Below are 14,177 nucleotides of genomic sequence, written 5' to 3' on the forward strand. Positions count from 1 at the left end.
TAAAACAATATGTTTAACCTATTGTAACTTTCCCTCTTTACGCACCAAAATGTAATACTTTAGTATTATTCTTAATTGTGAGATTTAATAAAGTATCTTTGGCGCTAGATATTATTTATCTGTTGATATTAATTATTTTTTAGTCCCCACTTTGGCGATGTTATAGGCTACCTTTTAAAGGTGCTATTTTGATTAATTTAAACACTAGTGGCCAACTTAATGCCTGTTTACTAGTTAGTAACTATTTATAGTGATATTAATCTACGCCTTGCTAACGTCATTACTCTGCAATCCGTTTCAATTTAGAATAACGATGATTACAGATATAATTGTAAACAAACCTGAGCCTTTTTTTTCAGAACAACCCTTACCACAATTTAATCGCTCAATAAATGTTGCGCGTACCATTAGAGGTTTAGAAGCTGGTAAGCCTATAATGATAACCGAATTTTATAGTAACGGTTTGCAGTTGCTTAAAGAGTTGCAAATGCATCTTAGAGTTAAATTTCCTGGTCTTACTTTCGATGAGCAACGTGCAAATCGTTCGGCATTTAGAGCGTTATCTAGTCTTATTTATATAAAAATTGTAGATCATAAATTAACCGTAAAAAAAGCACCATCTATTGGTTGGTTAGAGAAACTTTATCCAGACGAAAATAATTTTCTATTACCATTTACCAAAGTACAAGGCCTTAATAGTGCTTGGCAATGGTATCAAAATGGCATGATGCTTCCGGTGTTACGAAACAAAATACATCCATATTATGGGGTGTATTTCCCAACACGTTTCGATCATTTAATACTGTTCGATAATTGGCTAAAACGTTACGAAGGACCAAAAAAATCGGCCATAGATGTGGGTATTGGTAGTGGCGTGTTGTCTTTTCAGATGGTAAAGTATGGTTTTCAGAAGGTATTTGGAACCGATACAAACCCCAATGCAATTGTTGGATTAACAGAGTCTATGGGAGATACCAAAATGTCTCGAAAAATAGAACTCGAATTTGCACCGCTTTTTGGAACTATTGAAAAGCAAACCGAACTTATTGTTTTTAATCCGCCTTGGTTGCCAGCACCTCAAGATATAGATACCAATGACGAAGCTATTTATTACAACGAAAACTTGTTTTTAGATTTTTTTACTGAAGCTAAAAAACGATTATTGCCAGAAGGTAAGCTTGTTGTCCTATTCTCTAATATGGCACAAATTACCGATGTTACAAAAGAACACCCTATAGAAAAGGAACTTGCCGAAGGCGGACGCTTTAAATTACTAAACTGTTTAAAGAAGCCAGTAAAAGCAGCATCGGATAAAACAAAACGTAATCAAAATTGGCGTGCAGACGAAGAAGTTGAACTTTGGGAATTGGTGCATGCTTAGAGTTAACTTTAACGGAATGTTATTCTTTTTAATAAACAATATTAAAGCTAATTTAAAAGAAAGAAGAAACCACGTTAGATAAAACCTAAAAGGTGAACCTAATGTTTTTTTATGTAGATAATTTTAAGTAAATTTTACTTCCATAAAATGAATACGATGAAAAAACTACTGCAAATAATTAATGGCGTTGCGTTTGTGTGTGTTATAGTCATGAACTATTTATCTAATACCGGTTTGTTAAACAATACAACTATTGGAGAAGTTTCTAGAGAATATAACACCCTATTTACACCATCAGGTTATGCATTTTCAATTTGGGGAATTATCTATTTACTTGTATTAGGGTTTGTTATTTACCAAGGCAGAAGTCTGTTTGTAAAAGTAAGAGACGATGCTTTTATAATAAATACCGGTTGGTGGTTTTTAGTATCCTGTATAGCCAATTGTTTATGGATAGTAGCTTGGATTTATGGCTATACCTTATGGTCTTCCATATTTATTTTTACACTACTATTCTCATTAATCCAAATTGTGCTTAAAAACAGCATGGAATTGGTAGACGAACCTATATCTGTTATTGTGTTCCTATGGTGGCCATTTGTAATTTATAGTGGTTGGGTTACTGTTGCTAGTATAGCAAACGTATCGGCTGTTTTAGTAAAATATAATTGGGCTGGTTTTGGTTTATCTCCAACATTTTGGACGGTTTTACTTATCGTTATCGCAGCCATAATAAACCTAACAATTACTTGGAAACGAAACATGCGCGAATTTGCCCTTGTTGGCGCTTGGGCTTTAATTGCCATTTATGTTGCTAATAGCGATGTAAACAATGTTGTGGCTTATACTGCATTAGTTGCTGCTGCTATTTTGATACTTAGCAGTTCTACTCATGCCTTTATAAACCGAAAAACCAATCCTGCGATTAAGTGTAAGGAGTATTTAGAGCGGAGGAAATAATTATCTCAAGTAGAAGTTTACTATTGATTTAAAACTTTTACAAATTCTCCAATAATTCTCATTTCATTGCTGTTTTCTGAAGTAAGAATTATATTTTTAAAACTCTTATCATAGGAATTAGGTTTTAATACAATTGAATTATGCTCCCAACCTTCTTCAGAAACAGTTTTTTTACTTGAATACGTTTTTACTGTAAATGCTGAATTGAAATCGGGGTCAAACGAATCTCTATTTTCTATTAGTAAAATTTTGCCACTACGAGAACCTGTTACACTCTTTTTGAATATGCATATTGAGTTATTTGGAATAACCTTATTCATTGATTCTCCTATTACTTTACAAGCAAAATAGTCATCTACTGCATATCTTTCTTGTACAGGGATTAAATTATATTCCTTTTCATCTTGCATTTCACTAAAACTACCTGCTGCTGCGTGAAAATTATATAACGGAATAGCGTTAATCGAATCTGTTGTTGTTTCTGGAATATCCATTTTAAGTTGAATAACTTGATTTTCAATTGGATTTTGAATAACTGTTTTGTTATTTAAATTTTCCTCTAAATATTGATACATAGAATCAGAAACTGGATTTTCTAAATCAAAACGAATTTTGACTACAGAAACTTGTTTTCCACTATCACTATTCATTTTTGATTGTTCAACATTATTTTTTTGGGGATTAATATCTCCCATATAATAGAAATCAGTTCCTTCATCGTTATTTTTTTTGATAAAAAGAGGAAGGCGAATTACACCATTATTACCAAGAATAGATTGAACATCTTTACTCTCTATTTTTCTGTTGGATTTTGACATCCAATCGAATTCTTTTTGATTCACGAATTCGTCTTCATATTTAGTAGATTCAGAGATATCCTCTTCTTTATGGTAGTTTACAAATATTGGACAATATTTATTGTCAGGACTAACCAAATAACCACCAACATTTTGAGCAACTGGATTTTCAGAAAAATTTAAAATCCTAAAAACATCTTTTCTTGAATATTTTCTATATAAATGAAATCCATCGTTCCATTGGTTTGGATCAAATTTTCTATTGAAATTATATATAGAATATTCTATTGTGTCAAGTAAAAAAGCTTTAAAATCGGAATCGTTTAAAAGAGTTTTAAATTCATTTTCTAATGAGAATATACTGTTTTCTATTTTTAGAATATTCAAATTGTAAATATTCTTAACAGATACCAATTTCCCGTCTTTTTTCTCTCTTACGAATTCAAAATTAATATTTGAAACACAAGAATAAATAGTCTCTTTTGAAATGTTATAGTTGTATTTTTCTTTGATTTTAACTTTTAGTTTTTGGATATCAAAGCTTCCAGAAATAATCGTTTCTTTTAGTATGATTGACTCTTCTATTCGTTTAGAATTATTTATTTCTTTTGAAAATAATTCCAATAGTTTTATTTGATTTGCGTTTAAATCTGAATTAAAATCTTTTTCAGTTTTAGATAAAAAGTTAAAATACGACTTTGAATGGTTAACATATAAATAAGGATCTCTAGAATCATTTTTGACAAAGTCCATCATCATTGGAATACGCCCGATTCTACTTTTTAAATTATTGTAATCTATTTTTAAACCTGTCAGCAATTGCATCTTTGCAGAATCAATTGAAGCATATATTTTTTCCTTAGTAATTTCATCAAAATTAATAGTTGATTCTCCTGGAATCATACTGCTGCCTTCGGAAATTAACTTTCTTATTTTGTCTTTATTGTAAGAGGTGTCACCGTATAAAGCTATTGGTATTAAATAGTTGTTTTTGTAGTTGCCAATAAAATCAATGATAGTTAAGTAGTATTTGTTATCTGTTTTTCTTAATCCTCGTCCTAATTGTTGAATGAATATTATAGCGGATTGAGTTGGTCGAATCATAATGATTTGATTGATTTTTGGTATGTCAATTCCTTCATTAAATATATCAACAGTAAAAATGTAATCTAGTTTTATTAATAAATCATCACTTTCTAATAGCTTTATGGCATCTGTTCTTTCGTATTCTGAACTATCACTAGTTAAAGCAACTGTTTTATAACCTCTTTTATTAAATTTTTCTGATAATTCTTTAGCTTCAAATTTTTTAGAACAAAAAATTAAACCTCTTGTTATTCCATTATCAGAACCATAAAAATCAATTTTAGAAATAATTTTATTAACTCTTTCTTCAGCTGTTAAAAGCCTGAAGTCAGATTCATTTTCAAGTATTTCGTTGTTAACGGATAAATCTGTTACGCCATAATAATGGAATGGAATAAGCATATTCTCTTCCATTGCTTTATTTAGTCTAATCTCGTAAGCTATATTATGGTCAAACAAACTATAAATGTCTTTGTCGTCCGTTCTGTCTGGTGTTGCAGTCATACCAAGAAGGAAACTTGGGGTGAAGTATTCTATTAGTCTTATGTATGAATCGGCTCCTGAACGATGTGATTCATCTATAATGATGTAATCAAAAAAATCTTGGTCAAATTGTTCTAAATGATATGATTTTGAAATTGTTTGAATAGTTGAAAAAACAAAATCTTTATCTAGTTCTCTTTGATTACCGGAGTATAATCCCATTTTTTTAGACTTTCCAAAAATAGTTTTAAAAGTCTTCATTGCTTTTTCTGCTATATTTCGTCTATGTACAACAAATAAGAGTTTTTTTGGATTAAAAACTTTGGCATCAAAAGCCGCTAAATATGTTTTACCTGTTCCTGTTGCAGAAATTATTAAAGCTTTATTGTTTTGTTTTCTTAAGTTTTTTAAGTTTTCTAATGCATCTATTTGCATTGAGTTTGGAGTTATTTCTAAATTAAGCTCTGAAGATAATTCTGCTTCACTTTTTTTATATATTAGAAATTGTTTTTTATAAATCTCTTCATATTTTTTTATATATGTTTCATTAACTATTTCTCCTATTTCAAAGTCATTATTAAACTCGTTAATTACTTTATGGACTATAGAACTTGAGTTTCTTGCCGAAACTTTCATGTTCCATTCTTTATTAGTAGATAGAGCGGAAGAGGTTAAATTACTGCTTCCAATAACTAAATTGTAGTATTCTGAATGTTTAAAAATGTAACCTTTAGAGTGTGAATTTTCTTTTGTTATTATTTTTAATTCAATGTTTCTAAATTGTGAAAGCCTCCTCAAGGCTTCTGGTTGTGTGAAGTTTAGATACTGCGAAACAAGAATTTTTCCTTTTACACCTTTTTCTTCAAGGGATTTAAAAGTATTTATTAGTGCTGCGACACCACTTGTCGTAACAAAAGCAACAGATATAAAGAAGCTTTCACAATTTTCTAATTCTTTTATAATTGTAGATAATACTTTAGTTCTGGGTATTTTTCTATTTACAAGTAATTCAGGTTGATAAAGAGCATCTGAACCTATTGACTTGTCAATGAATCCGGTTAATAGGCTGTCTTTAAAATTATCATTAAATACTCTGTCCATTTTTAATCAGTCTATTAACTATTGGGATATCAGCTTCCGCCCAATCCAATTCATTTAAGTCTTTTAGTGTAAGCCATTTAGAGGAAATATGTTCATTTAATTGAATATTTTTTGTTTCAGAATAACATTTAAAACTGTGCATTGTTAATTCAAAGTCGTGATATTCATGAACTACTGTTAGAAATAAACTGTCAATTTTAGTGGGGATAAAATTTAATTCTTCAATAAGCTCTCTTCTTAATGCTTCTTCTTTTGTTTCTCCTTTTTCAATTTTTCCTCCAGGAAACTCAAATTTTTTAGAGATATAACTTAACTTGTTTTCAGGCCTTTGAACGCAGAAAATTTCATTTCTGAAATATATGATTGCCGCAACAACTTCAATTTTTTTCATTTTCAAAATTCTATTATTTTATTTGCAAACCTAAATTCTGAATTCAAATATAAACTATGATTATTAGATTGTTTTACGGGTTTCCGTAGTTTCTTTTTTTATTAACTCTAAAAAAAACACCAATCAATCCTTCAAAATTTCCTTTTCCAATAGAAAAAGTATTTTTTTATCCTTTTCAGTTAGTTTTTTAGAAACGGCTTCAGAATTAAAATGGAGTTTAAACGAATAAATAGCACTTTCAAGATTGGTTGTATTATAGCCAATAAGTTTTAAGGCTCTAATGGCGTTAAAATCATCTGAGAGTTCTAAGTCTTGCAGTTCTTCTTCATTATACCAAATACCATATCCGCTTTGAGCTAATGTTTTCCATGGAAAAAATGCGCTTGGATCTACTTTTCTGCCAGGTGCTATATCGGCATGACCAATAATGTTTTCTTTCGGTATTTTGTACTTCTTGGTTAAATCTTCCAGTAGCCAAATTAAGCTATTTATTTGAGCATATGAGAATGCTTCTTCGCCATCATTATCGAGCTCAATACCTAAAGACACACTGTTTATATCGCTTACATGTCCCCAATTGGAGTTTCCTGCATGCCAACCTCGCAATAAATCGTTTAGCATTTGGGTAATGGTACCATCGTCGCAAATAACGTAATGCGAGCTCACTTGGGTACGCTTTAGAGCAAATGTTTTGTAGGTTTGTTCGCAACTGTTTTGTTCTGTATGGTGAATAACAATAAAGTTAGGTTTGCGTAAACTAAAATTTTGAGATTCAATAACGTTTACAGTTTTGTTATGAATAGTATCTGGCTGAATATACCTCAAACTCTTACCAAGTGTTTTAGCCTGTTTTTTGTAAGCTGTTTTAGAAACTTTGTATAAGTCTTTAGAACAGCTAACCAATAATAAAAAAATAAAAAGAGTCTTTAAGTATTTCAAAATCACAAATTTTTAATGTGCCTCCAACCAATTCAGTCCAGTATCAATTTCAACATCTAATGGTACTTCTAGTTTATAAGCGTTTTCCATTTCGGTTTTAACTAAAGTTTTAATGCTTTCTAATTCTGGTTTAAAGACATCGAAAACCAATTCATCATGCACTTGTAGGAGCATTTTAGTTTTAAAATCGCCAGCATTTAGTTTATTGAAAATATTAATCATGGCAATTTTGATAATATCGGCAGCGCTACCTTGTATAGGTGCGTTTACGGCATTACGTTCTGCGGCACCACGAACTACGGCGTTTCGGGAATTGATGTCTTTTAAATAACGACGACGCCCTAAAACGGTTTGCACATAACCATTATCGCGAGCAAAATCGACTTGCTCGCTAATATATTTTCTAAGTTTCGGGTACGTTTCGTAATAGGTATCAATTAGTTCTTTGGCTTCACCACGAGATAAATCGGTTTGGTTACTTAAGCCAAAGGCAGACACACCATAAATAATTCCGAAGTTTACCGTTTTTGCATTGCTACGTTGTTCACGAGTTACTTCATCTAAAGGTACATTAAATACTTTAGAAGCGGTAGAGGCGTGAATATCTTCGCCATTTTTAAAGGCTTCAATCATGGTTTCTTCCTTACTTAACGCGGCAATAATACGCAATTCTATCTGGCTATAATCGGCAGCTAACAGTGTGTATTCTTCGTTTCTTGGCACAAAGGCTTTACGTACTTGACGACCACGTTCTGTACGGATTGGGATATTCTGTAAGTTGGGGTTGTTGCTGCTTAAACGTCCTGTAGCTGCAACGGTTTGCATATAATCTGTATGTACGCGACCTGTGGCTTCTTCCACTTGTAGCGGTAAGGCATCCACATAGGTGCTTTTTAATTTGGCTAAACCACGATATTTTAAAATATGTTGAATAATTTCATGGTCTTTGGCTAAATAACTTAAAATTTCTTCGCCTGTTGCATACTGCCCAGTTTTGGTTTTTTTGGGTTTATCAACCAGTTTTAGTTTTTCAAAAAGAATGATTCCCAATTGTTTTGGAGAACCAATATTAAATTCTTCGCCAGCGGCATCATAAATACTTTTTTCTAAAGTTGAAATATCGTTGTTTAAGGCTTCAGCTAGAGAAAGCAGGAAGTCTTTATCTAAATTAATACCTTCTAGTTCCATGGCTGCAAGCACACGAAGTAAAGGGATTTCAATCTCATCGAATAATTTTTGAGTATTGGCATCGCCTAATTCTTTAGAGAAATGTTCTTTTAGTTGTAAGGTAATATCGGCATCTTCAACTGCATATTCTGTTTGTTTTTCTAACGGCACATCGCGCATTGATAATTGGTTTTTACCTTTTTTACCAATAAGTTCTATAATAGAAATTGGTGTGTAATTTAAATAGGTTTCGGCCAATACGTCCATATTGTGGCGCATATCTGGATTAATAAGGTAATGCGCTAACATGGTATCGAACAATTTACCCTTTACGTCTACATTGTATTTTGCTAATACTTTGATGTCGTATTTTAAATTCTGGCCCACTTTTTCGATGGTTTCACTTTCAAAAAACGGACGTAATTGCTCGATAAGTTCTTGTGCTTCGTTTTTGTTTTCTGGAAATGGTAAGTAAAAGCCTTTGCCAACTTCCCATGAAAATGAAATACCAACCAACTCGGCAATCAACGGGTTTAATCCCGTAGTTTCAGTATCGAAACATACCGAAGTTTGACTCATTAGGTTTTTAAGAAACAGTTTGGTTCCCATTCCTGGAGCAATACTTTGGTAAAAATGCGATGTATTTTCGTTTGTTTTTCTAGTATGTTCGGTTATGGTTTCTTCTTTAGCTGTACTAGAAGGATCGCCACCAAAAAGTGAAAATTGTCCAGCACCTGCCGAAGCGGTTTCCTTTGGTGTAGCTTTTTCTTCTGTACTTTTTTCAGTATTTTCAGTTGAAGTCGCTGTGGCTTGAATCGCAAAAGTTTTGGTGAAATTATCTATTAAGCGTCTAAATTCTAACTCTTCGAAAATCTCTGTAACCTTCGGGATATCGGGTTGATCTAATTGGAAGTCTTTCGCATGGAATTCCACCGGAACATCCAACATTATGGTTGCTAGTTTTTTAGATAATAAACCGAGTTCTTTATTGGCTTCAATTTTTTCTTTCATTTTACCTTTAAGCTCGTGAGTATTGGCTAAAAGATTTTCCATACTGCCATAAGCGGCTAAGAATTTTTTGGCTGTTTTTTCGCCAACACCAGGTAATCCTGGGATATTATCACTGGCATCACCCATCATACCAAGGAAATCGATAACTTGTAAGGGATCGGTAACTTCAAACTTTTTCTGAACTTCGGGAATGCCCCAAGTTTCGTATCCGCCACCAAACATAGGTCTGTACATAAATATATTTTCGCTTACCAATTGCGCGAAATCTTTATCTGGCGTTACCATAAAGGTTTGGTAACCTTCTTTTTCGGCTTGTTTAGCAAGGGTTCCAATAACATCATCGGCCTCGAAACCTGCTTTTACCATAATTGGGATGTGCATGGCCTTTAAAATCTCTTGGATAATAGGCACAGCAATTTTTATGGCTTCGGGTGTTTCATCTCTGTTGGCTTTGTAGGCTTCAAACATTTCTACCCGATCGGCACTGCCACCTTTATCGAAACAAACGGCTAAATGATCTGGTCGTTCACGTTTTATTACGTCTAAAAGTGAGTTCATAAATCCTAATATAGCTGAGGTATCTGTGCCTTTAGAGTTTATTCTTGGGTTCTTTATAAAGGCATAGTAGCCACGGAAAATTAATGCAAAAGCATCAACTAGAAATACGCGTTTGTTATCGGACATGTTGTAAATTTTGATAGAATTTCAAAACTACAAAAAGTTATGGTTATAATTTAAGGTTTGAATGCTCTAAACGTGTTAAAATGTTTTAGTCGAAACTTCCCGATTTCATTTTAATAAAAACTTCAGAAATTATTATGGAATTCTTGATGATAATACGGCGTTTTGCCTTTAAAATAAGGGTGTTTGTTTTAAATAGATACTCTTAACAATTCGTTAAATCCATTTGCTATGGTAAACATTAATCGTTAATACCTTTATCTTTGGCAAAAAAAGAGCAAATGCTACGTTGGATTATATTTATAGGCGCTTTTCTAATTGCCGATTATTATGCCTTTCAGGCTTTTAAAACCGTTACAAAAAACCATTGGATTCATATTTTATATTGGGTAATTACCGCTTTAATTTTAGGGAATTTTGTGTATCAATTTTATGGGTTTAGCCGTCGTAATGGTTTTTCGCATGCGCACTCTTACGCTATTGGTTTGTTTATCGCGCTTTTGGTGCCAAAAATGGTGCTTGTTTTAGGTGTGTTTTTTGAAGATGTATTTCGTGTTCCGCAAGCTATTTATCGTTATTTTACAGTGGGAGAAACTGCTAAAGGAAACTACTTTCCTTCACGCAGGCAGTTTGTAAGTAGAATTGCTTTGGGGTTAGCAGCTATCCCGTTGGCTTCTATAATTTACGGGATTTATAAAGGAAAATACAATTATAAAGTTTTAAAATACACGTTGCATTTTGAAGATTTACCGGCAGCTTTTGATGGTTATAAAGTAACACAAATTAGTGATATCCATTCTGGGAGTTTTGATAATATGGAAAAGGTAAAATATGCCGTAGATTTAATTAACGAACAGGAAAGTGATGTTATTCTTTTTACTGGCGATATTGTAAATAATAAGTGTGAAGAATTGGTGCCTTACAAAACGGTTTTTAATAAATTGAAAGCTAAAGATGGCTTATATTCTATACTCGGAAATCATGATTATGGCGATTATATAAACTGGGATTCCGATGCAGAAAAACAGCAGAATTTAGAAGATTTAAAAGCGCTTCAAAAAGAAATAGGATTTAATTTACTTTTAAATGAAAGTACATATCTTGAAAAAAATGGTGAACGTATAGCTTTAGTTGGTGTTGAAAACTGGGGTGCTGGTGGTTTTAAAACGGCTGGCGATTTGCATAAAGCTGCTGAAAAAATTGATAAAAACGATTTTAAAATTTTGATGAGTCACGATCCATCGCACTGGGAGAAAAAGGTGATTGATGATGAGTATCATTATCATTTAACCCTAAGTGGGCATACGCATGGTATGCAGTTTGGTATAGAAATTCCAGGTTGGTTTAAATGGAGCCCGGTAAAATGGCGTTACAAATATTGGGCTGGTATTTATCAAGAAATGGGACAATATATTAACGTAAACCGTGGTTTTGGTTATCTAGCTTTTCCTGGTCGTGTTGGTATTTGGCCAGAAATTACAGTAATTGAATTGAAAAAAGGCACAAAAACGGTATAAACACCCTTTAGTATTGCTGTTTCTGTGAAATTGTTTATATTTATAATTATCAAACAAAATCTATAATCACTATTTTCTATCCAATTAGAAAACTATTAAATAGACTTAAAACCTTATAGTATGTCAAAATTTGGGGAACTTATCGATGTTGATATTCCAGTATTATTAGACTTTTTTACAGAAGATAATGAAGAATCTAAAGCCATGCACGTCGTTTTACGCGATGTAGCGGCAGCGATTGGTAATAAAGCTAAGGTAATAAAAATTGATGTCGAAAAAAACCAAGAACTTACCGAAGCATTGAGTGTTAAAGGTCTGCCAACATTAATTGTTTATAAAGATGGCGAAATGAAATGGCGCCACAGCGGGCAGCAAGATGCCAATACGCTTATAGATATCATTGAGCAATACGTATAATTTTATAATCTCTTATATTTTGAAATATTAGAATTCTCTAAAAGGCTTACAATGGCTATGCTTTTTAGAGGACACTTTAGCGTGAGGTATCCACAATAATTTTCCATTCGCCGTTAATACGCTTAAAAATTAGCATAAAAATACCATCTGCATTCCCGACTTCACGTTTTAAGTGAAATTCTCCTAGCACATAATATGCATCCTCACTTATTTTAGTAATATCGTTTATTTTGAAGCTTAAAGTACCTGTGTGTTCTTTGGTTGGATAACTTTTCTCGTAACGATCAAAGGTGTCTTCCCAGCCGTAAGTGATACCGTTTTTACCGTAAAACTTTAAAGAATCACTTTTCCAGTAGCCTTCCATATAACCTTCTAAGTTGTTTTTAGACCAAGCTATACGTTGAGCTTTTAAAACTTTATGAATGGCTTTTATATCTTTTTCTTCATTTTGAGAATAACTATTAAAAGCTGAAATAAGACAGATGAGTAGAACGAGTTTTTTCATTTTGCAATTTATATAAAAATTTGATACCAAATCTATGCCGAAATTATATAGTAAACGGAAAATCAAGTATCAAGTAATGAATTTTTTATGATGAGAAATAGATTAGAATGAGGTAAAGTCAACAATAAAACCTAAAAAAGGTTATTCAACGATTAAATTGACGTGTAGTCATTTTTCGTCCAAGTATAAATTCTTTTAATCGAAAAAATTGTTTATTTAACTTCTTGAAGATGTATTTTTAACTCATAATCAAATGTTTATACTCCCTCAGGTCTATTGTTTAATTATAAAAAAATTAACTTATTATGGATTTACGTATTACAAATTGCAACAATTTTTTCAGAATTAAAGGGGAACTAAATAAAAAAAGTTTATCAATTTTTCAAAACGAATTTCAAGACATTTTTAATCGTGTAAGTAAACTTACTATTAGTGTTGAAGATATTAAAAGTATGGATCGTCACGGTGTAAAAGCGTTGACAGAATTACATAACGAAGCTATAGCAAAAAATAAAAGCATGGCTATTATTGGTTTTGGAAGCAAAGATTTATATAATTATTTTAAAACAAATACGGCTGCGTAATTGTTAAAGTTTGCGTACAAATTATAGAATGTTCTTTTGGTGTTTAAAAAAAGCATCGGCCTGTAACTGCATAAGTTCTCTCGTTTTTTTGCGTTTATAGGTGTAAAGTTCGTCTTCGGTTTTTATGTCGGCATATACACGATCGTTAATTGCATTATCCGTTTTTAGTAAAGCTTCTCTTTGACTTTTATTTTGAAGAACATGGGTTTTAATAGCCGTTTCTAGATCTTCTAATTTAAAATCGTAAGGTCCTTTTGGTGATAATAATTTTGCTAATATAGGCGAGGTTTCTATGGCTAAAAATAACAGAAATATAAAAAAGGAAGGCATCCAAGATAATTTTCCTAAAGCATTTATGCGAGCCATTAATCCATCAAAATTATTAATTATAGGTTGTGTGCTATCAACTTGTAATTGGTAATCAGTTTTTAGTGAAGCTATTTGCAGCTCTAAGGCGGTTATTTTTACTTTGTTTTCTAATTTTAATTCCTGAAGCTCGGTAAGTAAGCCATCATGTTTATCACGTTTTTCTTTATAGACAGGCCCTTTGCCAAGTTTGTTGGTTCCTGCTGTGCCTTCGGCTTCTGCGATATAGGTGTTGTAAAGCGTGTTTACTTCAGCTTCTTTAGTGTTAACTTCACTTTGTAACGTTGCTATGTCTGTTTCTAGAGCCGTTATGTTTGGATTAAATTGCTCTAATATTTGATTTTGATTCGCTAGCGTTAAATCGTTTTTCTGCTCTAATAAAACCTGATTAATTTCTTTCTCAAAAATCTTTAATTCTAAAGGTTTAGAGATTACTATAGCAATAATTACGGCTAACATAATTCTCGGTGTTGCCTGTAAAAGCTCATCAAGAAAACGACCTGTTTTTTTAATTGTAGAAACTATATAACGGTCTAAATTAAAAATTAATAAACCCCAAATAAAACCAAACCCAATAGCTGCGAAATAATTATCGAAAACAGTGTAGAGTGCATAGCTAGCAGCTATAAAAGCCATAAGTGCAGTAAAGAAAACGGTTGCGCCAATGCCCGCGTATTTATTTTGTTCACCTTTAGAGCATTGCTCTAGAATATCGGTGTCGGCGCCAGAGCAAATGATGAAGAATTGCTTTAGCATAATGTGATTGATTTGATTGATGATTGACTGTTAAA

11 protein-coding genes are annotated in these 14,177 nt (G+C 32.2%); 5 read left to right on the plus strand and 6 right to left on the minus strand.

Annotated elements, in window-relative coordinates:
• The first annotated feature begins 313 nt into the window (after window positions 1–313).
• Complete coding sequence (locus M4I23_RS04000) at window positions 314–1,381, plus strand: methyltransferase (RefSeq protein WP_249753507.1); 1,068 nt, start codon at window positions 314–316, stop codon at window positions 1,379–1,381.
• Between the two features lie 156 nt (window positions 1,382–1,537).
• Window positions 1,538–2,341, plus strand: a complete 804-nt coding sequence (locus M4I23_RS04005; RefSeq protein WP_249753508.1) for a tryptophan-rich sensory protein — start codon at window positions 1,538–1,540, stop codon at window positions 2,339–2,341.
• Window positions 2,342–2,361: 20 nt separating this feature from the next.
• On the opposite strand, the gene M4I23_RS04010 is transcribed toward M4I23_RS04005, so the two are convergent.
• The 4 genes from M4I23_RS04010 to polA form a co-directional block, all read right to left on the minus strand.
• Entirely contained in the window at window positions 2,362–5,808 is a 3,447-nt protein-coding gene (locus M4I23_RS04010) for a DUF3427 domain-containing protein (RefSeq protein ID WP_249753509.1), read from the minus strand.
• Window positions 5,792–6,199 carry a (deoxy)nucleoside triphosphate pyrophosphohydrolase gene (locus tag M4I23_RS04015; protein WP_249753510.1) on the minus strand — a complete coding sequence of 136 codons (408 nt, stop codon included), beginning with the start codon at window positions 6,197–6,199 and terminating at the stop codon, window positions 5,792–5,794. Before M4I23_RS04015 ends, M4I23_RS04010 begins: the two co-directional genes overlap by 17 nt.
• Window positions 6,200–6,322: 123 nt before the next feature.
• Window positions 6,323–7,138, minus strand: a complete 816-nt coding sequence (locus tag M4I23_RS04020; protein WP_249753511.1) for an N-acetylmuramoyl-L-alanine amidase — start codon at window positions 7,136–7,138, stop codon at window positions 6,323–6,325.
• A 12-nt stretch (window positions 7,139–7,150) separates the two neighbouring features.
• The gene (polA, locus tag M4I23_RS04025) at window positions 7,151–10,000 is read right to left on the minus strand and encodes a DNA polymerase I (RefSeq protein ID WP_249753512.1); all 2,850 of its coding nucleotides are present in this window, start codon (window positions 9,998–10,000) and stop codon (window positions 7,151–7,153) included.
• A gap of 278 nt (window positions 10,001–10,278) precedes the next feature.
• On the opposite strand from polA, the gene M4I23_RS04030 reads away from it, so the two are divergent.
• Both M4I23_RS04030 and M4I23_RS04035 read left to right on the plus strand, forming a co-directional pair.
• Window positions 10,279–11,514 carry a metallophosphoesterase gene (locus M4I23_RS04030; RefSeq protein ID WP_158847123.1) on the plus strand — a complete coding sequence of 412 codons (1,236 nt, stop codon included), beginning with the start codon at window positions 10,279–10,281 and terminating at the stop codon, window positions 11,512–11,514.
• Window positions 11,515–11,634: 120 nt separating this feature from the next.
• Entirely contained in the window at window positions 11,635–11,931 is a 297-nt protein-coding gene (locus M4I23_RS04035) for a co-chaperone YbbN (protein WP_158847125.1), read from the plus strand.
• A 76-nt stretch (window positions 11,932–12,007) separates the two neighbouring features.
• Here M4I23_RS04035 and M4I23_RS04040 read toward each other — a convergent pair whose 3' ends face one another.
• Window positions 12,008–12,436 (minus strand): nuclear transport factor 2 family protein, encoded by a 429-nt coding sequence (locus tag M4I23_RS04040; RefSeq protein WP_158847127.1) that lies wholly within the window; start codon window positions 12,434–12,436, stop codon window positions 12,008–12,010.
• 305 nt (window positions 12,437–12,741) lie between these two features.
• Here M4I23_RS04040 and M4I23_RS04045 point away from each other — a divergent pair, with 305 nt between their 5' ends.
• Window positions 12,742–13,020, plus strand: coding sequence for a hypothetical protein (locus M4I23_RS04045; RefSeq protein ID WP_249753513.1), 279 nt, complete (start codon window positions 12,742–12,744; stop codon window positions 13,018–13,020).
• A gap of 21 nt (window positions 13,021–13,041) precedes the next feature.
• Here M4I23_RS04045 and M4I23_RS04050 read toward each other — a convergent pair whose 3' ends face one another.
• Window positions 13,042–14,142, minus strand: a complete 1,101-nt coding sequence (locus M4I23_RS04050; protein ID WP_249753514.1) for a DUF4407 domain-containing protein — start codon at window positions 14,140–14,142, stop codon at window positions 13,042–13,044.
• Window positions 14,143–14,177 lie beyond the last annotated feature (35 nt).

The organism is Algibacter sp. L4_22 (assembly GCF_023473045.1).
In the GTDB taxonomy this organism is placed as follows: domain Bacteria; phylum Bacteroidota; class Bacteroidia; order Flavobacteriales; family Flavobacteriaceae; genus Algibacter.